18 protein-coding genes are annotated in these 19,214 nt (G+C 63.9%); 16 read left to right on the top strand and 2 right to left on the bottom strand.

What is annotated here, in order from left to right:
- Nucleotides 1-4: 4 nt before the first annotated feature.
- The 3 genes from M3I56_RS13375 (at nt 5) to M3I56_RS13365 (ending at nt 4,686) form a co-directional block, all read left to right on the top strand.
- Nucleotides 5-1,366, top strand: coding sequence for an FMN-binding glutamate synthase family protein (locus M3I56_RS13375; protein ID WP_254354348.1), 1,362 nt, complete (start codon nt 5-7; stop codon nt 1,364-1,366).
- A gap of 77 nt (nt 1,367-1,443) precedes the next feature.
- Entirely contained in the window at nt 1,444-2,868 is a 1,425-nt protein-coding gene (locus M3I56_RS13370) for an APC family permease (RefSeq protein ID WP_254354347.1), read from the top strand.
- A complete protein-coding gene (locus M3I56_RS13365; RefSeq protein ID WP_254354346.1) occupies nt 2,869-4,686 on the top strand; it encodes a bifunctional protein-serine/threonine kinase/phosphatase in 1,818 nt (605 codons plus the stop codon).
- 347 nt (nt 4,687-5,033) lie between these two features.
- Here the strand turns inward: M3I56_RS13365 and M3I56_RS13360 are convergent, their stop codons facing one another.
- Nucleotides 5,034-5,453: a hypothetical protein gene (locus tag M3I56_RS13360; RefSeq protein WP_254354345.1), complete on the bottom strand. Its 420-nt coding sequence runs from the start codon at nt 5,451-5,453 to the stop codon at nt 5,034-5,036.
- 269 nt (nt 5,454-5,722) lie between these two features.
- On the opposite strand from M3I56_RS13360, the gene M3I56_RS13355 reads away from it, so the two are divergent.
- Nucleotides 5,723-6,040 (top strand): hypothetical protein, encoded by a 318-nt coding sequence (locus tag M3I56_RS13355; protein ID WP_254354344.1) that lies wholly within the window; start codon nt 5,723-5,725, stop codon nt 6,038-6,040.
- 450 nt (nt 6,041-6,490) lie between these two features.
- Complete coding sequence (locus tag M3I56_RS41355) at nt 6,491-6,874, top strand: BON domain-containing protein (RefSeq protein ID WP_309249153.1); 384 nt, start codon at nt 6,491-6,493, stop codon at nt 6,872-6,874.
- Nucleotides 6,875-7,013: 139 nt separating this feature from the next.
- Here the strand turns inward: M3I56_RS41355 and M3I56_RS13345 are convergent, their stop codons facing one another.
- Nucleotides 7,014-7,925: a LysR family transcriptional regulator gene (locus tag M3I56_RS13345; protein WP_254354343.1), complete on the bottom strand. Its 912-nt coding sequence runs from the start codon at nt 7,923-7,925 to the stop codon at nt 7,014-7,016.
- A gap of 98 nt (nt 7,926-8,023) precedes the next feature.
- On the opposite strand from M3I56_RS13345, the gene M3I56_RS13340 reads away from it, so the two are divergent.
- The 11 genes from M3I56_RS13340 to M3I56_RS13290 all read left to right on the top strand — a co-directional run bounded on the left by M3I56_RS13340 (nt 8,024) and on the right by M3I56_RS13290 (nt 19,205).
- On the top strand, nt 8,024-9,328 hold the full coding sequence (locus M3I56_RS13340) for a CitMHS family transporter (RefSeq protein WP_254354342.1): 1,305 nt from the start codon (nt 8,024-8,026) through the stop codon (nt 9,326-9,328).
- A gap of 18 nt (nt 9,329-9,346) precedes the next feature.
- Nucleotides 9,347-10,720 carry an acyclic terpene utilization AtuA family protein gene (locus tag M3I56_RS13335; RefSeq protein WP_254354341.1) on the top strand — a complete coding sequence of 458 codons (1,374 nt, stop codon included), beginning with the start codon at nt 9,347-9,349 and terminating at the stop codon, nt 10,718-10,720.
- Nucleotides 10,707-11,021 carry a hypothetical protein gene (locus M3I56_RS13330; RefSeq protein WP_254354340.1) on the top strand — a complete coding sequence of 105 codons (315 nt, stop codon included), beginning with the start codon at nt 10,707-10,709 and terminating at the stop codon, nt 11,019-11,021. Before M3I56_RS13335 ends, M3I56_RS13330 begins: the two co-directional genes overlap by 14 nt.
- Before the next feature lie 298 nt (nt 11,022-11,319).
- Entirely contained in the window at nt 11,320-12,750 is a 1,431-nt protein-coding gene (locus M3I56_RS13325) for a cytochrome ubiquinol oxidase subunit I (protein ID WP_254354339.1), read from the top strand.
- Nucleotides 12,751-12,778: 28 nt separating this feature from the next.
- Nucleotides 12,779-13,786, top strand: coding sequence for a cytochrome d ubiquinol oxidase subunit II (cydB, locus tag M3I56_RS13320; protein ID WP_254354338.1), 1,008 nt, complete (start codon nt 12,779-12,781; stop codon nt 13,784-13,786).
- A gap of 8 nt (nt 13,787-13,794) precedes the next feature.
- Nucleotides 13,795-13,959 carry a DUF2474 family protein gene (locus tag M3I56_RS13315; protein ID WP_254354337.1) on the top strand — a complete coding sequence of 55 codons (165 nt, stop codon included), beginning with the start codon at nt 13,795-13,797 and terminating at the stop codon, nt 13,957-13,959.
- Nucleotides 13,960-14,056: 97 nt separating this feature from the next.
- Entirely contained in the window at nt 14,057-14,761 is a 705-nt protein-coding gene (locus tag M3I56_RS13310; protein ID WP_254354336.1) for a FadR/GntR family transcriptional regulator, read from the top strand.
- Nucleotides 14,762-14,843: 82 nt separating this feature from the next.
- Nucleotides 14,844-15,734, top strand: coding sequence for an L-threonate dehydrogenase (gene ltnD, locus M3I56_RS13305; RefSeq protein WP_254354335.1), 891 nt, complete (start codon nt 14,844-14,846; stop codon nt 15,732-15,734).
- Between the two features lie 19 nt (nt 15,735-15,753).
- Nucleotides 15,754-17,079, top strand: coding sequence for a 3-oxo-tetronate kinase (gene otnK / locus M3I56_RS13300; protein WP_254354334.1), 1,326 nt, complete (start codon nt 15,754-15,756; stop codon nt 17,077-17,079).
- Nucleotides 17,076-17,732 carry an aldolase gene (locus M3I56_RS13295; protein WP_254354333.1) on the top strand — a complete coding sequence of 219 codons (657 nt, stop codon included), beginning with the start codon at nt 17,076-17,078 and terminating at the stop codon, nt 17,730-17,732. Before otnK ends, M3I56_RS13295 begins: the two co-directional genes overlap by 4 nt.
- 135 nt (nt 17,733-17,867) lie before the next feature.
- Nucleotides 17,868-19,205, top strand: coding sequence for an MFS transporter (locus M3I56_RS13290; RefSeq protein ID WP_254354332.1), 1,338 nt, complete (start codon nt 17,868-17,870; stop codon nt 19,203-19,205).
- The last annotated feature ends 9 nt before the right edge of the window (nt 19,206-19,214 follow it).

Here is a 19,214-nt window from a genome sequence, read left to right as displayed (position 1 = left end):
CCCCATGGATGCCAAACCCGTTCAATTCGTTCGTTTGCAGCACGAAGAGTCACACGGCTACGACCGCAAGACGATCGACTATATCCACTCGGCGGCACAGCGAGGTCTTTATGAAATTCGCGGTCTGGGCGCGAAGCGCCACGTGCCGCATTTCGACGACCTGCTGTTTCTCGGCGCCTCGCTGTCGCGCTATCCGCTCGAAGGGTACCGCGAGAAGTGCTCGACCCAGACTGTGCTGGGCACTCGCTTCGCAAAGAAACCTGTCGTGCTGGATATTCCGGTCACGATTGCGGGCATGAGCTTCGGCGCACTGTCGGCGAACGTCAAGGAGGCGCTCGGGCAGGCCGCGACGGCGATGGGCACGTCCACGACCACCGGCGACGGCGGCATGACCGAGGAGGAGCGCCGCTCGTCGAAGACGCTGGTTTATCAGTGCCTGCCGTCGCGCTACGGCTTCAATCCGGACGACGTGCGCCGTGCCGACGCGATCGAAATCGTGATTGGCCAGGGCGCAAAGCCGGGTGGTGGCGGGATGCTGCTCGGGCAGAAAGTCAATCCGCGCGTGGCAGCGATGCGTACTTTGCCAGCCGGCGTCGACCAGCGCTCGGCGAGCCGTCACCCGGACTGGACCGGTCCCGACGATCTGGCGATCAAGATCCAGGAACTGCGCGAAATTACTGACTGGAACACGCCCGTGTATGTGAAGGTCGGGGCAACCCGCACGTTCAACGACGTCAAGCTTGCCGTACATGCTGGCGCGGACGTGGTGGTGATCGACGGAATGCAGGGGGGCACCGCGGCCACGCAGACCTGCTTCATCGAGAACGTCGGGATTCCGACGCTGGCTGCGGTTCGCCAGGCGGTGGACGCTCTCGAAGAACTGAACATGAAAGGGCAGGTGCAGCTGATCGTGTCGGGCGGCATACGGACGGGAGCCGACGTAGCCAAGGCGCTGGCGCTTGGTGCAGACGCCGTCGCGATCGGGCAGGGCATGCTGATGGCACTCGGCTGCAATAGTGACAGCTACTTCCAGAACGGCGCACTGCATTCGGCGGCTGCCGACTATGCAGCGCTTGGCACGTCGCCGGGCTTCTGCCACCACTGCCACACCGGCAAATGCCCCGTTGGCGTGACGACACAGGACGCCGTTCTCGAACAGCGCGTCCTGCCCGACGAAGGTTCGCGCCGTGTGCGCAACTACCTGAAGACGTTGAACATGGAGCTGACGACGATCGCGCGTGCCTGCGGGAAGCAGAACGTGCATCACCTCGAGCCCGAGGATCTGGTCGCCCTGACCGTGGAAGCCGCAGCGATGGCACGCGTGCCGCTCGCGGGCACTTCGTGGATTCCTGGCTGGAACAATTAAATTCAGTTGGCTGGAATTTTTGACTCTGGGAAATTTAAGCAAAGTCCGTTAAATCACCAATCTTTCAGGAGCCCTACATGAGTACGCAAAGCACCGCGCCAGCATCGTCAACCGGCCTGCGTGCCGGTACTTTAGGTTTTGCCGAGGTGATTGGCCAATCTATCGCAAACGTTTCGCCAACCTTTACTCCTTCGATCAATGTGACCGCGATCGCGGCGCTGGCGGGCGCGGGGACCTGGCTGATTTATGGACTTTCGACGCTCGGGCTGCTGCTGGTCAGCATGAGCATCATCGCGCTCTCGAGCCGGATTGCAACCGCCGGGTCATTCTTCATCTATATTTCGCGCGCGCTCGGGCCGATGGCAGGGGGCATGGCCGGCTGGGGGTTGATCGCGGCGTATGTGGGCACCGCGATGGGGGTGGGTGCCGCAGGTGTGGTGTTCGTGCAGAATGCCTTCTCTTCCTGGGGCATCAATATCCCGTCGTGGGCGGTCTACACCGTTTTCATTGCTCTCGCCTGGTTCTTCTCCGCACGCGACGTGAAGCTTTCCTCGCGCCTCTCACTGGCAATCGAGGCAGCTTCGGTGGTGATCGTGGGCGGCGTGCTGATCTACGTGCTCGCCCTGCATCCTGACCATATCATCGACCATACGCAATTGAGCCTGCAGGGCGTGAGCAGGAAGGGTATGGCGCAGGGCATGGTGCTGGGCATCTTCTCGTACGTGGGCTTCGAAAGTGCTGCCTCGCTCGGCCAGGAGACCAGGAACCCGCTGCGCATCATTCCGCGCGCCGTGGTCTGGAGCGTGATCCTGTCGGGCCTGTTCTTCATGTTCGTCGCCTATTCGATGACGATCGCCTACCACGACGATGCAGCCAAGCTCGGTGCCGATTCGGCCGTGCTTACTACCTTGCTTGCAAGCGTCGGCGCCTCGCCGCTCGGCCCGGTGTTTTATCTGATCGCTTCGGTCAGCGCGTTCTCGTGCGTCCTTGCGTGCATCAACTCGTCCAGCCGCCTGCTGTACTCCATGGGGCGCTACCAGTTCGTGCACCGCTCGATGGGAATGGTTCACCGCACGCACCAGACACCGTATCTCGCTGTGGCGTTTTCCTCGATCGTGACGCTCGTTGTGTGCATTGCGATGCTTGGCACCGGTCCGCTCAATACCTTCGGTTACACGAGTACGTTCGCCACCTTTGGCTTTCTGGTGACCTATTTTCTCGTCGCGGTTTCCGCGCCTATCTATCTGAAGAAACTGGGCGTGCTCAAGCCGGTCAACGTGCTGTGGAGCGTGCTTGGCGCGCTGGCGATGGTCGGCGCAGTGATCGGCAGCGTCTATCCGGTGCCGGACTATCCGTATAACATACTGCCGTATCTGTTCGTAGCGTACATGCTGGTCGGCACGGTCTGGTTGCTCATGCTGAAGAAGCGTTCGCCTCAGGTGCTCGAGAAGATCGAACACGATCTGGAAACCAGCGACGTGATGACTCACGGCAAAAAGTAAATGACTGAACCGCGCTCCCTGGACCACCTTTACGCACCGGCTGCGGACTGGAGGTCGGTCCATGCAGCCGGGACGGCCATTGCTCCTCGCGAAACGGATCCTCAGGAAGTCGACTTGCAGTTGCAGCCCGAGCGCGGCGAATGCGCCGCGCTCGAGATCGGCTGCGTCTCCCGCCCGGCGCGTCTGCGTGGGCAAAATCGCGTCAACGAAGACTATTTCGGCGTGATGCTCGGCGACCTTGCTGCGCGCGCCGCGCGTGGCAGTGTGATCGCGCTGGCAGACGGTGTGAGCGGAAGTCAGGGTGGCCGGGTCGCGGCCGAGCTTTCGGTGCGTACCTTCATCGATGCGTATTACGGGCTACCCGAAACGCTCCAGCCCAGCGTGGCCGCTGCGCGTTCGCTACAGGCGGTGCACGGCTGGCTGCACCACATGGGCCGCGTCGATCCAAAGCTTAAACAGATGGCCGCGTCATTTGCAGCGCTGGTCATACGGCGCGCCACAGCGTATCTGGTAGCGGCCGGAGATGTGCGGCTCTATTTGCTGCGCGACGGGCAACTGGCACAAATCGGCGAAGACGACATTGTGCCGGTTGCTTTTGGTTCGTACGTGGCGCACGCCGTTGGCATGAACCCGGCGCTCGTGACCCGCTTCGAAACGTTCGAACTGCGCGAGGATGATCGCCTGCTATTGTGCTCAGACGGCCTTTATCGTCATGTGCCAGTGCGGGAACTGCAGACGGTGCTCGCGACGCGCAATGGCGCGCTCGAAACTGCGCGCCGACTCGACGCGCTGGCACTGACGCGCGGCTCCCAGGACGACGTCACGAGCGCGGTGATTGACGTCGGCAGCGTGCCTTTGCTCGACGTCGGCTACCTGGAGCGAGTGGTCGGCATGCTGCCGATTCTCGCCGTGCCCGACGCCGGCGACGTGATCGATGGATATCTGCTCAAGAGCGTGCTCAGCGATGGCTTCTATTCGCGGATCTTCGCCGGCTACGATCTGGCCGATCCGGACACGCCACTGGCGCTCAAGTTTCCCAAACCGCGCGTCGAGCAAGACGAGAACATACGCCAGTCGACCGTGCGGGAGCGCTGGCTCGCAGGCAAGGTCGGCGACGTCGGCGTGCTCGCGCCGCTGCCTGTTGACGCCAATCGGCAAACCCGGCTTTATGTGGTGATGCCGCTCGGCGCGGGAGTCACGCTCGAAAAGCTGCTTTCGGCGCCCGAGCCCATAGGGCTGCCGCGCGCGATCGGAATAGCACGGCAATTGGGCCGCTCGATCGACGCGCTGAATCGGCGCAATGTCTTCCATCGCGATATCAAGCCCGAGAACGTGCTGGTGATGCAGGACGACAGGACGTGCCTGCTCGACCTGGGCTTTGGTTATATGCCCGGTATGGAGCTACCGGGCCCAGCCTCCGCGCCTGGCTCACCCGCGTACATGGCGCCTGAGTTGATGAGGGGTGCGCAAGGCGATGCGCGCTCCGAGGTATTTGCGTATGGCGTGACGCTTTACCGGCTGTTCAGTGGCGGCAAACTGCCGTACGGCTTCAATGGTCGCGTGCCGCTCTACGAGTACCGGCTCGACGCGCCGCATTGGCTTGACCTCGTGCTGGAGAAAGCGCTGCAGTCCGATCCCGCACGCAGGTATCAGGACGTACTCGCAGTCTGCGCCGATCTCGAGCGCCTTTCGAGCGGCCAGGGTGCGATGGCTCCGGTTCGACGCAAGCCCTTGCTCGAGAGCGAACCAGTGCTGTTCTGGCAGGGGATCTCGGTTCTATTGCTGGCGCTGCTGTTGTGGTCGTTGATACGGCGATGAGCTTTCGCGTTTACATGCGGACAGATTCACCACGCCCTCCACAGTCGCTCTTTTCCGGCCGACGTGCGTTCGATCATCTCCATCGCTGCCCCCGCGTATCTTTTTCTGTACGGTGACGCTATTGGTCTCGCGGCGTCGTTTCTGTTTGCAACCGCATCCAACCGGCGCACACGCTCGTGCCCCGCTTCAAACTGTCGACCCGCACCCGGTTGTCCGACGATCAGATCAGCCTCACGCAGTAGCGCCACAATGGTGCGCTCGAGGGCATGAAGCCGGAGCATGGTGTCATGCACGAAGGTCGCCACCGATACTGCAGGATGGCCATCCTCAAAATACTCCAGCAGCCGTTAGACCTGGTTGACCGGAATCTCCATCCGCATCCGCTCCGAGCAGACGCGCAGGCCGCTGACGCTCAACCTCGAATCTCGATTCCGCCGCAATGTCGAGAGTACGTCGGGACGCGGCTCCGGCAGCACGCGGAATTGCTGGTCGGGCAGTTCGGACAGATAGCCCTGCGTAGTGAGCACCCAAAGATACTGATGGACCGCGACCATTTCCGCATCCTCGAGCGCCGGAACAATTCTGTAGCGCATGTACAGCCAGCCAAGCACCGTCGACATCGTGAAATCTCTGGCGCTCGGGCCTTTGCGGCGGGACGCACGAGTGACCTCGCCACCGCAGCCGGCGCAATGGAAAATCGCCGGTCCAACGGACGGCAGGTCGCTCGCCGCGACCATCTGACCCGCGCGGTTTCTGGCGAAAGCCATGTGAGAACTTAAAACCATTGGAGGTCCTGCGCGAACCACAAGGCGGAGACTCGCCGCCACTCCGATCGTGCCTCATTGCTACCTCATCGAATGGAATCAGATACGACGATGCGACACGGTCACGAATATTCACCGGAAGTTGCCGCAGAGGGTTTGTCTCCGTTCGCACTTCATCCTTGTCGCGCTGCTGGGTGCGTTCGCTCAGGGAGCGGGGCCGTGACACCGGGGTTACACTGCTAGACAGCAGGCCTTAGCAACAGGAGGACGCCATGATTGACCTCGGCCCAGAAAGCACGTTTCGGGGATTGCCTCTGACTGCTGAGCAGGATGCGGAAGTGAGGCACTACATCAAGTTGCAAATGCAGCGTCACCTTCCATGGGATACGCCCGAGCTGGACGCGATGCTCAAGGAGATGATCCGGCCCCCCGAGGTCACCGACGAGGGACCTGAAGTCGAGGCAGACGAAGCGAGGGCGGCCGCCGAGCGCGCGAGCGCGTCCATCGACGACGCGCTGGAACCCGATGAGGCGAGCGAGGAATGGCATGCGGCCATCGAATCGGAAAACATGAAGCACCCCAGGGAATGAACCGGCGGCAGCCATGCTGCCAGACTCCCAGGTTCCCGCGAGGGCAGCCACGCCGCGGCGCCCGCGAAGATGACCTTGAGCGCATCGTGGAGGTCGAGCGCGACGGGTCCCGCCGCAGGCCCCTGGGCAGCCCGTCGGGCCGGCGTGGGGCCCAGGCCGGGAGCGACGCGGTTGCGGCGCCGCGCCTGTAACAGCTCACCGGATACCGGCGCGGTGCGCCTTCTGCTCGGGGTATTCGTACCTTTCCGAAGGGCCTTCAAATACCGGGGTCAAAACCTGTGACATCTGCACTGGCGATCGGTCTCTCGTGTGCGCGACGGGAAGCTATATTGAGCAGTGACGATATCCACGCATGAGCACGTCGGGTGTCCGTCTTACCGTTGCGCGCTGTTGGGCTCACGCGAGAATGTTCGTCGCGAGGTGCCGTTCGGAAGCCGACCCGGAGGGAGCATGGGAAGTCGCCCCGGAGGACAAGTCGTCGGTGCCGCGCTGGCAATTGCCATCGCAGGCGGCGCGCCCTGTGCCGGTGCACAAACACCGGTAAGTCCATCTGTCGACGGCTCCGCGCAAACGGCGGCGGTTGCAACGGCCGCGCCGCGACGGAGGTCCGATACCATGCTGGCTGGCGACGTCCGTCGAGCTCTCGTGCGCAATCCCGGGCTGAACTCCATGAATATTCACGTACAGGTGCGCGGCGGCATCGCTACGCTGACTGGGTGGGTACCACAGCGTTCACAGATCGAGCGGGCCAGTAGCGCGGCAAGGTCAGTTCGCGGCGTCAGAGCGGTTTCGAATCGTTTAACGGTACGAACGAGTCACGGCGGCGGTCGTTGAGCCGCGCCGATCGAAATGCGACAAGCGCGAAGGCGGATGCTTGCGGCTAAGCAACTGTGCCGGGTCGCGCCCGGGTTCAGCCAGCTGATCGACTCGCCGGACCCGATGCAGGGGCCGCCTTCTCCGCCGTAGTGGCCCGCTACGTCCAGGCCGCGTCACCCCCCACCTTGCCCCCAAGATCGACCGTATCGACAAAATCCTCAGTCACACGAGGCAGCGTCCGACCGCGCTTCTTGACAAGCGCAATCGGCCGCACGAACGCCGGATCGTCGATCGGCCGCATAACGAGACCACGCTCGGCATGCACTTCGCGCGCGGATTCCGGAAGCACGGAGATCCCGAGGCCGCCGCGCACCATCGCAACCGCAGTCATCATATACATCGGCTCACACGCGATATCGGGCGTGCAACGCGAGTTCGACAGCGCGGCGTCCACCACCGCGCGCACACTGGTTCCCGGCGCGGTCAGCACCAGCGGCAGCGAAGCGAAGTCGTCGACCGTCACCGTGCGCTTGCGCGCAAGCGGGTGGGTCTTCGGACACACGATCACGAGGCGGTCCTCGCCCGTCTGCAGGATATCGAGTGTCGCATCGACGCTATGGCCGCCGGTCAGGCCGATATCGACCTCTTCATTGCGCACGAGTGCGTTGACGGCGCTCGCGACGACATCGCGAACCTGAAACCGCGCCTGTGGCACGCGCTGGCGAAACGCCTGGATCAGCTCGGGCAGCGCGCTGGCGGCGAAGGTCGGGAGGCACGCGAGTCGCACCGTGCCGCTCGACCCGTCGCCGAGCGCGCGCGCATCTCGTAGGGCCTGCTCCATATCGCTTAGCGATCGCGTCAGGATAGGCAGCAATTCGCGGCCCGTTTGGGTCAGCGCCACGCTGCGGCTGTTGCGATCAAACAAACGCGCGCCCACCGTTTCCTCGAGGCGTCGAATCTGCACGGTTAGCGCGGGCTGCGACAAATGCAGCCGGGCCGCCGCGCGCGTGAAGTTGCCCGCGTGCGCCACGGTCACGAAAGCACGAATGTCACGGAGGTTGAGATCCATAATGAACTGTGATAGCTGCGATCAATTCATTTCAATTGTGTTATTGCAGTGCCGAACTTACGCTGGTCCGCACTAAAAGACAAGACTGGAGACACAACATGCTGCCGTTGCTGGGGCTCGTGACGATCGTGGTGTTGCTGGCCGCGATTCTTTCAAAACGCATGTCGCCGCTCGTCGCGCTCATCATCGTGCCGCTCGTCGCGTCGCTGATCGGCGGATTCGGCTTTCAGACGAGCAAGTTCGTCATCGATGGATTGAAAGGCCTCGCGCCCGTCGTCGGCATGTTCGTGTTCGCGATTCTCTATTTCGGCACGATCACGGACGCGGGCACGCTCGATCCGATCATCGACCGCATCCTGCGCACGGTCGGCACCAAACCGACGCGTATCGTGGTGGGCACGACGCTGCTCGCGCTGCTCATTCACCTCGACGGCTCGGGCGCCGTGTGCTTTCTCGTCACCATCCCCGCCATGCTGCCGCTGTACGAGCGCCTGAACATGGACAAGCGCGTGCTGGCGGCGGCTGTTTCGATGGCGGCGGGCATCAACTTCCTGCCGTGGACGGGGCCGATGATCCGCGCATCGGCGTCGCTGCATCTGCCGATATCTGCGCTTTTCAATCCGCTGATTCCGGTCCAGGCGATCGGCCTCGTGTTCGTGTTCAGCATGGCCTGGTGGCTCGGCAGGCGCGAGGAAAAGCGCCTCGGCTATTCCTCCGCCAGCGGCACGATTGCGCTGCCCAAACGCGAACTCACAGCCGAGGAGCAGGCGCTGCGCCGCCCGAAGAACTTCTGGTTCAACATCGTCCTGACGATCGTCGTGCTCGGCACGATGGTCGTGATGGGCGAGAAGATTCCGCCCGCGATCATGTTCATGGTGGGTTTGTGCATCGCCCTGATGGTGAACTACCCGAACGTCGACATGCAGCGCAAGCGCATCGACGCCCACGCGCGCGCCGCGCTGATGATGGCGGGCATTCTGCTCGCAGCGGGCGTGTTCACCGGCATCATGCAGGGCAGCGGCATGCTCAAGGCGATGGCGCAGGCGGCGGTCGGTTTCGTGCCGCCTGCGTTTGCCGGGCACATTCCGGTCGTGCTCGGTGTGCTGTCCATGCCGCTTTCGATGCTCTTCGACCCCGATTCGTTTTATTTCGGCGTGCTGCCGGTGATCGCCGAAGTGGCGTCGCAGCTCGGTGTGCCGGCGGTGCACATTGGCCAGGCCGCGCTGCTCGGCCAGATGACCACCGGCTTTCCCGTGAGCCCGCTCACGCCGGCGACATTTCTCGTCGTCGGCCTGTGTGGAATCGATCTGGCCGATCATCAGAAGTTCACGTTTCCGCTGCTGTTCGGCGCGTCGATCGTCATGACGATCGCGTGCGTCGTGCTGGGCGTGTTTCCGCTGTAAACAGGAGTGGTAGCAGTCATGAACCGGACCGAATCACCAAGGCGCATACGGATAGGCGCGGGCGCAGGCTACTCGGGCGACCGCATCGAACCCGCTGCCGAACTCGCGGAGCACGGCGCGCTGGACTACCTCGTATTCGAATGCCTCGCGGAACGCACGGTCGCGATCGCCCAACAGACGCGCCGTCACGATCCCGCACTCGGCTACGATCCACTGCTCGAAGCGCGCATGCGCGCCGTCCTGCCGGTCGCCATGCGCAACGGCGTGCGGATCATTTCGAACATGGGCGCGGCGAATCCGCGTGCAGCGGCGATCAGGACCGCCCAGATCGCGCAGGCGCTTGGACTCGGTGGACTGAAGATTGCCGCTGTCACTGGCGACGATGTGCTCGATGTCGTCCTGCGCTCCCAACTGCGCTTCGAAGAGTCCGGCGACGATGTCAGCCACTACAGGGACCGCATCGTTTCGGCGAATGCCTATCTCGGCGCGGCGCCGATTGTCGAGGCGCTCGCGGCGGGCGCGGATATCGTGCTGACGGGGCGCGTCGCGGACCCGTCGTTGTTCACGGCACCCCTCATTCACGAGTTCGGCTGGCGCATGGACGACTGGAACACGCTCGGACAGGCGACCGTCGTCGGGCATTTGCTCGAATGCGCGGGGCAGGTCACAGGTGGCTACTTCGCCGATCCCGGTTTCAAGGACGTACCGGATCTCGCGCGGCTAGGTTTTCCGATCGGCGAAGTGAGCGCCGATGGCAGCGTCGTCGTGACGAAGGTGCCGCATGCGGGCGGCTGCGTGACCGAGGCGACATGCAAGGAACAATTGCTCTACGAGATTCACGATCCGCAACGCTACCTTCAACCCGATGTCGTCGCTGATTTCAGCGGAGTGCGTATCGTGGAAGAGGCGCAAGACCGCGTGCGTGTGACGGGCGGGCGCGGCAGCGCCCGCCCCGGAACACTGAAGGTGTCGGTCGCGTATGTCGACGGCTACATCGGAGAGGGACAGATTTCCTACGGCGGACCGGGCGCGGTTGAACGTGCGCGACTCGCGCTCGACATCGTGCGGGAGCGCCTCGTGACCACGGGCGTCGACACGACCGAATTGCGCTTCGACGTGATCGGCATGAATGCCCTCTATGGGGATGCACTCGCGGCGAATCATGACGAGCCGTACGAAGTGCGTATTCGCGTGGCGGGGCGCACGGCGAACGCGAAGGAAGCGGCGCGCATCGGCAACGAGGTCGAAACGCTCTACACCAACGGGCCTGCGGGCGGCGGGGGCGTAACGAAGACGACTCGCGAGGTGCTCGCCGTGCAGTCTGTGTTGCTGCCGCGCGAACAGGTGAATCCGGCTTTCCAGGTTGTCGAGGCAAGCGATGAAACTGCGTGAACTGGCCCATGGCCGCACCGGCGACAAAGGCAATACGCTGAATATTTCCGTGATCTGCTATGACGCAAAGCACTACGCCCATCTGCGCAACGTCTTGACGCCGGAGCGCGTCAAGGCTCATCTCGCCGATGTGGTCAAAGGTGAGGTCGTGCGCTACGAACTGCCGCTGCTGGGCGCGTTCAATTTCGTGCTCGGTAACGCGCTGGGGGGAGGCGTCACGCGTTCGCTGGCGCTGGACGCGCACGGCAAGTCGATGAGCATGGCGCTGCTCGATATTGAAGTGGGTGACTTTACCGAATGAACGGCGGGTTAAGGCTGCCGGGTCGGCAGGCAGACCACCCCGCGCGACAGGCCTGAACGCCGGCGCGCAACCCCACGCGCGCTTGCCCACTTCATCGCCGGTTCATCGGAAGCCGCGTATGCTGTGATGACCGGCGCGCCCCACGTCGCCGACGACTTTGTCGTACTTTTTGCTGCCCACTCTCGTCGCAGGTGTGGGTGTCCTCAACGAATCAGTGAACACTAGCTGTGCGCACCGGCCATGCGGCGGGAACGCAGGATGCATGCCAGGGCGCATACGTTGGCATTGGGCACCTGGCATGGATACTTCGAACACGACGGCCTTCATTCTCGCGCGCATCCAGTTCGGCTTCACGATCGGCTTTCACATCATCTTTCCGGCCATTACGATCGGGCTCGCGAGTTTCCTGGCCGTGCTCGAGGCACTCTGGCTCAAGACCGGGCGTGAGGCTTACCGGGATCTATACCACCACTGGTCGAAGATCTTTGCCGTGAACTTCGGCATGGGCGTGGTTTCGGGCGTCGTGATGGCGTGGCAGTTCGGCACGAACTGGAGCCGCTTTGCGTACTTTGCGGGCGGCATCACCGGGCCGCTGCTGACTTACGAAGTGCTCACGGCCTTTTTTCTGGAAGCCGGCTTTCTCGGGGTGATGTTGTTCGGCTGGAACCGCGTGGGGCGGGGCCTGCATTTTCTTGCCACGTCGATGGTTGCGCTCGGCACGCTCGTTTCGATGTTCTGGATACTCTCGTCCAATAGCTGGATGCAGACGCCGCAGGGTTACCGGATCATCGATGGCCGCGCGGTGCCGGTCGACTGGCTCGCCGTCGTCTTCAACCCCTCGTTCCCGTTCCGTCTCGCGCATATGGCCATTGCCGCGTTTCTCGCCACCGCGTGTTTCGTGGGCGCGAGTTCGGCATGGCATCTGCGCCGCCGCAACGACAACACGCCGATCCGCACCGCGCTTTCGATGGCCATGTGGATGGCGGTGATCGTCGCGCCGATCCAGGCCGTGGTGGGCGACGCGCACGGCCTCAATACGCTCGAGCATCAGCCCGCGAAGATCGCGGCGATCGAAGGTCACTGGGAGAACATTCCGGGCCAGCCTTCGCCGCTCATCCTGTTCGGCTGGCCCGACATGAAGGCCGAGCAAACGCGCTTCGCCGTCGAGGTTCCCGTGCTCGGCAGCCTCATCCTCACGCATAGCCTGTCGCGGCAAATTCCGGCGCTGAAATCGTTCCCGCCCGAAGACCGCCCCGATTCGACGATCGTCTTCTGGAGCTTTCGCGCGATGGTGGGCATGGGCCTCCTGATGATCGCGATGGGCCTGTGGGCGCTCCTGCTGCGGCTGCGCGGCAAGCTGTATTCGTCGCGTCCGTTCCTGGCATTCGCGCAATGGATGGGCGCGGCGGGCCTCATCGCGCTGCTTGCGGGCTGGGTCACGACCGAAGTGGGGCGCCAGCCATGGGTGATCTACGGCGTGATGCGCACCGTGGACGCCACTTCGCCGACGCCTCCCGCCCAGGTTGGCCTGAGCCTCGCGCTTTTCGTCATCGTTTATTTCGCGCTGTTCGGCACGGGCATCCTTTATATCCTCCGGCTCGTGCGCAAGGGGCCAGAGCCGCACGAGGGCGAGCGCGTGACGGAAGGCGGCGCGGGACGCTCGCGCACGCCGGCGCGGCCGCTGTCGGCGGCGCCCGAGCGCGTCGAGCGGGCCCCGACCCAGGAGTGACCCGAAGAACGGAAATGGAGGCGATTCAATGGGCGTCGATATCACCTTGATCTGGGCCGCGATCATCGCATTCGGCATCATGATGTATGTCGTGATGGACGGCTTCGACCTCGGCATCGGGTTGCTGTTCTTCACCGTGCGCGACAAGGAAGAGCGCGACGTGATGATGAATACGGTGGCGCCCGTGTGGGACGGCAACGAGACCTGGCTCGTGCTGGGCGGCGCGGGGCTTTATGGCGCGTTTCCGCTTGCGTATTCCGTCGTGCTGAGCGCGTTGTATCTGCCGCTCATCATCATGCTCATTGGGCTGATCTTTCGCGGCGTGGCCTTCGAATTTCGCTTCAAGGCCCACGAGCACCGGCGGCATTTGTGGGATCTCGCATTCATCGGCGGTTCGCTCGTCGCGACATTCGCGCAGGGCGTGGTGTTGGGTGCATTCATCGACGGTTTTCCGGTGCGCAACAACGAGTGGGTAGGCGGCTCGCTCGACTGGTTGCGACCGTTCCCGCTTTTTTGCGGCGTCGCGCTGCTTGCGGCCTACGCGCAATTGGGCTGCACGTGGCTCATCATGAAGACCGAAGGGCCGTTGCAGACGCACATGTACCAGCTTTCGCACACGCTTGCGTGGGCGTTGCTGATCGCGATAGGTCTCGTGAGCCTCTGGACGCCGCTTGCGCACCCGGCCATCGCGCACCGCTGGTTCACGATGCCGAACCTGCTGTTCTTTCTTCCTGTACCGGTGCTTCTCATCCTCGGTTTCCTCGCGAAGCTGCGCTCGCTCGCGCGCCGGGCAACGGTCATGCCATTCATCATTACGCTGATGGTCATTTTCCTCGGCTATAGCGGCCTCGCCATCAGCCTTTGGCCGCATATCGTGCCGCCCTCCATTACGCTCTGGGACGCGGCTTCGCCGCCGCAAAGCCAGTTGTTCTCGCTCGTAGGCGCGCTTTTCATTCTGCCGTTCATTCTCATGTACACAGCGTGGAGCTATTACGTGTTTCGCGGCAAGGTTCGGCCGGGCGAAGGTTATCACTGAGCGCCGCCATGACGACGACGCAATCGGAGAAGGCGAGAGGCAAGGGCGTGCGGGTGTGGCGTTCGCGCGTGCTGTGGCTCTTGGCGATCTGGACCGCCAGCGTGTGCGTGACGATGGGTGCCGTGGAGATTCTGCGCCTTGCGATGAAGGCCGCGGGTCTCGTGACGCATTAATGTTTCGATCCCGCGTGCAGTCTTCAGGGTTCACCCTGGTGCCTTCCTACGTGTCAAAATTTGTATGATGACCCTATGACATGGCAAATCTGCTGATATGTTCGAGAAAATTCCCAACCGGGCGCTGAGCGACACCGTGGCGCAACAACTGCTCGCGCAGATCGACAAGGGCACGTTCGCACGCGGCGGCAAGCTGCCGACGGAAGCCGTGCTCGCTCAGGAGTTCGGCGTCAGCCGCACGGTGATCCGCGAGGCCATTTCGCGTTTGAAGAACGAAGGCGTGGTCGAACCGCGCCAGGGCAGTGGCGTGTACGTAGCCGCGCATGGCGCGATCCGGCCGCTGCGCATCGACTACGCGGAAGCGATGGAAGGCGGCTCGGTGCTGCAGATTCTCGCGGTGCGCCGCGCGATCGAAGCCGAAGTCGCGGCGGAAGCCGCCATGCGCCGCACCGACGCCGACATGATGGCGATCGACGCCGCGCTCAGGAAGATCGATGAAGCCGTCGCCGAAGGCCGCGACGGCGTTGCCGAAGACGTCGCGTTTCACCGCGCGATCGCCACCGTGACGGGCAATCCGTACTTTCTGAAGACGCTGACGTTTCTCAATCAATACCTCGAAGCGGGCACGGTCGTCACGCGCCGCAACGAGGCGCTGCGCGAGGACTTCTCGCGTCAGGTGCGCGACGAGCACGCAGCGATCGCCGCGGCGATCCGCGCAGGCGACCCGATGGCCGCGCGTAATGCCGCGCAAACGCACATGTACAACGCGGCGCGCCGTTTGGCCGAAGCCGGGATCTGCTGAGTTTGCAGACGCATTTCTCAAACGCATGTGCTCGCGCGATGCGCGGCGCGCGGTCTGCAGCACTGTTCGTAAAGGAAAGGGTATGTCGAGAAATGTCGGAGTGATCGGTCTGGGCGCGATGGGCATGGGTGTCGCGCGTTCGCTGTTGCGCGGCGGTTTCAATGTCCATGCATGCGACGTGCGCCGCGAAGTGCTCGACCCGTTCGTCGCCGCTGGCGGCACGGCCTGCGCGAGTCCGGCCGAGCTTGGCGCGCAGTGCGACGTGGTCGTCACGCTCGTCGTTAATGCGGCGCAAACGGAGACGGTGCTGTTCGGCGAGCAGGGCGCGGTCAAGGCGATGAAGCCGGGCGGCGTCGTGATTGCGTGCGCGACGGTTGCGCCCGATTTCGCGATCGACCTCGGCCGCCGCGTGGAAGCGGCCGGCCTGCAACTGCTCGATGCGCCCGTATCGGGCGGCGCGGCGCGCGCCGCATCGGGCGAAATGACGATGATGACGTCCGGGCCCGCTGCCGCGTACGCCACGTGCGAGGACGTGCTCGCCGCGATGGCGGGCAAGGTGTACCGGCTGGGCGAGCAGCATGGCGCGGGCTCGAAGGTGAAGATCATCAACCAGTTGCTCGCGGGCGTGCACATCGCCGCCGCCGCCGAGGCGATGGCGCTCGGTCTTCGCGAAGGCGTCGATCCCGACGCGCTCTACGACGTGATAACGCACAGCGCCGGTAACTCGTGGATGTTCGAAAACCGCGTGCCGCACATTCTCAACGGCGACTACACGCCGCTGTCGGCCGTCGACATCTTCGTCAAGGATCTCGGCCTCGTGCTCGATACCGCGCGACGCTCGAAGTTTCCCCTGCCGTTGTCGGCGGCTGCGCATCAGATGTTCATGATGGCGTCGACGGCGGGGCACGGCGGCGAAGACGATTCGGCCGTCATCAAGATTTTCCCGGGCATCGATGTGCCCGCGAAGCGCTAAGCGAGAAGGGCGCAACGATATGACGAACACGAACGCCTCTGCAAGCAAGCCGCTGCTCGGCTGTATCGCCGACGATTTCACGGGCGCGACCGACCTCGCAAACATGCTGGTGCGCGGCGGCATGCGCACCGTTCAGACGATCGGCGTGCCCGGCGCCGACACGCGCATCGAAGCCGACGCGCTCGTGGTCGCGCTGAAGTCGCGCACGATCGACGCCTCCGACGCCGTGGCGCAATCGCTTGCCGCACTCGAATGGCTGCGCGCGCAAGGCTGCCGCCAGTTTTTCTTCAAGTACTGCTCGACCTTCGATTCGACCGATCAAGGCAACATCGGGCCGGTGGCCGACGCGCTGCTCGACGCGCTGTCACCCAACGGAGGCGGCGGGCCGTTCACCATCGCCTGTCCCGCGTTTCCGGAGAACGGCCGCACGATTTATCGCGGGCACCTGTTCGTCGGCGACGTGCTGCTGAACGAGTCGGGCATGGAGCATCATCCGCTGACGCCGATGACGGACGCGAACCTCGTGCGCGTGCTGCAACGTCAAACGCGCTCGAAAGTCGGCCTCGTGCGCTACGACGCCGTTGCGCAAGGCGCGCAAGCCGTGCGCGCTTCGATCGACGCGTTGCGTGCCGACGGCGTGCGCATGGCAATCGCCGATGCCGTCTCGGATGCCGATCTCTACACGCTTGGCGAAGCGTGCGCGGACCTGCCGCTGATCACGGGCGGCTCGGGTGTCGCGCTCGGATTGCCCGCGAATTTCCGCCGCGCCGGTCTGCTTGCCGATTCCGCCGATGCAGGCGAACTGCCGCGTATCGACGGGGCGTCGGCGGTGCTGGCGGGCAGTGCGTCGAAGGCGACAAATGCCCAGGTTGCCGCATGGCGCGAAACGCGTCCCGCGTTCCGCGTCGATCCGCTTGCGGCGGCGCGCGGCGAGCCCGTCGCCGAACACGCGTTGGCCTTCGCGCGCGAACACATGCACGCAGCGCAGCCGCAGCCCGTGCTGATCTACGCGACGGCATCGGCCGACGAGGTGAAGGCGACGCAGCGCGAACTCGGCGTGGCGCAAGCGGGTGAGCTGGTCGAACGCACGCTCGCGTCGATCGCGCGCGGTCTGCGCGATCTCGGCGTGCGCAAGTTCGTTGTCGCCGGCGGCGAGACCTCGGGCGCGGTGGTGCAGGCGCTTGGCGTCGACATGTTGCGCATCGGCAAGCAGATCGATCCGGGGGTGCCCGCAACCGCGACCATCGGTGTTGAGCCGCTCGCGCTCGCGCTCAAGTCCGGCAACTTCGGCGCGATCGACTTCTTCGCGAAGGCGCTGCGTATGCTCGACGGAGGCGCGCAATGACGGCGGCCATTCACACCAGCTGCGAAGCGAAGGTCCGCGAAGAAATCTGCGTGACGGGTGCAAGCCTATACGAGCGCGGCTACACCGTCGGCAGCGCGGGCAATATCAGCGCGCGACTCGACGACGGCTGGCTGATCACGCCGACGGATGCCTGCCTCGGCCGCCTCGATCCCGCGGAGATCGCGAAGGTCGATCTGGACGGCAACGCGGTCTCGGGCGGCAAGCCGTCGAAAACGCTGGCGCTGCATCGCGGCGTCTACGAGCGCAACCGCGAAGCGCGCGGCATCGTGCACACGCATTCGACGCACCTCGTCGCGCTGACGCTCGCAGGCGTCTGGAGCGACGCCGACGTGCTGCCGCCCATCACGCCGTACTACGTGATGAAGGTCGGGCACATTCCGCTGATCCGCTACCGGCGTCCCGGCGATCCGCAAGTCGCGCAACAGATCGCCTCGCTCGCCGACAGCGTACGCGGCGTGCTGCTGGAGCGGCTCGGCCCGGTCGTATGGGAGCGTTCTGTTTCGCAGGCTTCGTATGTGATCGAAGAACTGGAAGAGACGGCGCGCTTGTGGCTGATGAGTCACCCGCGACCCGCGCCGCTCGACGACACCGCACTCGAGGAGTTGCGCACGGTATTCGGCGCGCGCTGGTAAACCCGTTCGAGCGTATCGAGCATCCCGCGCCCCCACGCGGACCCTCTGTATCACCCACCTCAGGCAAAAAGCCGGAGGGCCGTCCGACACGAAGCGGACGGCCCGCAACCGGTGCCACCACGAAGGAGACAACGCATGACAAGCTATCAGGCGGAATCGGTTCGCCCTGCATCCACCGCCGACGCTGCCGGGCAACCCGGCGCGGCCGAAATCGAACGCACCTACGGCAAGGTGTTCTGGCGCATCGTGCCGTTTCTGATGCTGTGCTACGTGGTCGCGTATCTGGACCGCGTCAATGTGGGCTTTGCGAAGCTGCAAATGTCGCAGGATCTCGCGTTCAGCGAGACCGTATTCGGTCTCGGCGCGGGCGTGTTCTTCGTCGGCTACTTTCTCTTCGAACTGCCCAGCAACATCCTGATGCATCGGCTTGGCGCGCGTATCTGGATTGCGCGGATCATGATCACGTGGGGCTTGCTCTCCGCTTTGTTCGTTTTCGTACGGACTCCGATGCAGTTTTATGCACTGCGCTTCCTGCTCGGTCTCGCCGAGGCGGGCTTCTATCCGGGCGTCATTCTGTATCTGACGTACTGGTTCCCGTCGCATCGTCGCGCAAAGATCATTGCCGTGTTCATGTCGGCGATTCCGGTTTCGGGTATTTTCGGCAATCCGTTGTCGGGCTGGATCATGCAGACTTTCGATTCCCATCACGGCTTCGCAGGCTGGCAATGGATGTTCGTGATCGAAGCGGTGCCTGCCATCGCCATCGGCATCGCGACGATCCTGTATCTCGACAACGGGATTGCCAGCGCGAAATGGCTGACGCCGCGCGAAAAGAAACTGCTCGCCGACGAGATCGCCGCGCAACCGCAGGAAGCAGCGAAGTCGCATTCGCTGGGCGCGGTGTTCCGCGATCCGCGCACGTGGTGGATGTCGCTAATCTATTTCGCGTTCGTCACCGGCCAATACGGACTCACGTTCTGGATGCCGACGCTCGTGAAGTCGACGGGTGTGACTGGGGCATTCGAAATCGGTCTTCTGAGCGCGATCCCGTTTCTCGTTGCAATCGTCGTGATGAACGTGATGGGCCACAGCGCGGACAAGCGTCGCGAGCGCCGCTGGCATTTGATCGGGCCGGCGCTCGCGGGAGCGGTCGGCTTCACGGTCGCGGCTTCGTTCGCGAACAACACGGCCGTGTCGATTGCGTTCCTGTCGATCGCCGCTGCGGGCGTGCTGACCTGCGCGCCGCTCTTCTGGTCGCTGCCCACGGCGTTCATGTCCGGCGCGACGGCGGCTGCGGGCATCGCGATCATCAATTCGGTCGGCAATCTGGCGGGCTTCGCAAGCCCGTACATGATCGGCTATCTTAAGGATCTCACGCACAGCACGCAGTCCGGCATGTACGTGCTTGCCGCGATGCTCGTGATCGGCGCGCTCGCCGTCTGGCTGACGCCCGCGCGGCTCGTGAACCGCTAAACGTATTCA

Origin of the sequence: Paraburkholderia sp. CNPSo 3281 (assembly GCF_024206515.1) — a bacterium.
GTDB lineage: Bacteria > Pseudomonadota > Gammaproteobacteria > Burkholderiales > Burkholderiaceae > Paraburkholderia > Paraburkholderia nodosa.
This window is presented reverse-complemented; position numbering and strand designations above follow the sequence as displayed.

Coding starts and splice junctions, on each gene's coding strand:
- otnK (WP_254354334.1), top strand. CDS start 15,754: ATGACGAACACGAACGCCTCTGCAAGCAAGCCGCTGCTCGGCTGTATC.
- M3I56_RS13295 (WP_254354333.1), top strand. CDS start 17,076: ATGACGGCGGCCATTCACACCAGCTGCGAAGCGAAGGTCCGCGAAGAA.
- M3I56_RS13325 (WP_254354339.1), top strand. CDS start 11,320: ATGGATACTTCGAACACGACGGCCTTCATTCTCGCGCGCATCCAGTTC.
- M3I56_RS13355 (WP_254354344.1), top strand. CDS start 5,723: ATGATTGACCTCGGCCCAGAAAGCACGTTTCGGGGATTGCCTCTGACT.
- M3I56_RS13315 (WP_254354337.1), top strand. CDS start 13,795: ATGACGACGACGCAATCGGAGAAGGCGAGAGGCAAGGGCGTGCGGGTG.
- ltnD (WP_254354335.1), top strand. CDS start 14,844: ATGTCGAGAAATGTCGGAGTGATCGGTCTGGGCGCGATGGGCATGGGT.
- M3I56_RS13340 (WP_254354342.1), top strand. CDS start 8,024: ATGCTGCCGTTGCTGGGGCTCGTGACGATCGTGGTGTTGCTGGCCGCG.
- M3I56_RS41355 (WP_309249153.1), top strand. CDS start 6,491: ATGGGAAGTCGCCCCGGAGGACAAGTCGTCGGTGCCGCGCTGGCAATT.
- M3I56_RS13370 (WP_254354347.1), top strand. CDS start 1,444: ATGAGTACGCAAAGCACCGCGCCAGCATCGTCAACCGGCCTGCGTGCC.
- M3I56_RS13290 (WP_254354332.1), top strand. CDS start 17,868: ATGACAAGCTATCAGGCGGAATCGGTTCGCCCTGCATCCACCGCCGAC.
- M3I56_RS13330 (WP_254354340.1), top strand. CDS start 10,707: ATGAAACTGCGTGAACTGGCCCATGGCCGCACCGGCGACAAAGGCAAT.
- M3I56_RS13375 (WP_254354348.1), top strand. CDS start 5: ATGGATGCCAAACCCGTTCAATTCGTTCGTTTGCAGCACGAAGAGTCA.
- cydB (WP_254354338.1), top strand. CDS start 12,779: ATGGGCGTCGATATCACCTTGATCTGGGCCGCGATCATCGCATTCGGC.
- M3I56_RS13360 (WP_254354345.1), bottom strand. CDS start 5,453: ATGGCTTTCGCCAGAAACCGCGCGGGTCAGATGGTCGCGGCGAGCGAC.
- M3I56_RS13345 (WP_254354343.1), bottom strand. CDS start 7,925: ATGGATCTCAACCTCCGTGACATTCGTGCTTTCGTGACCGTGGCGCAC.
- M3I56_RS13365 (WP_254354346.1), top strand. CDS start 2,869: ATGACTGAACCGCGCTCCCTGGACCACCTTTACGCACCGGCTGCGGAC.
- M3I56_RS13310 (WP_254354336.1), top strand. CDS start 14,057: ATGTTCGAGAAAATTCCCAACCGGGCGCTGAGCGACACCGTGGCGCAA.
- M3I56_RS13335 (WP_254354341.1), top strand. CDS start 9,347: ATGAACCGGACCGAATCACCAAGGCGCATACGGATAGGCGCGGGCGCA.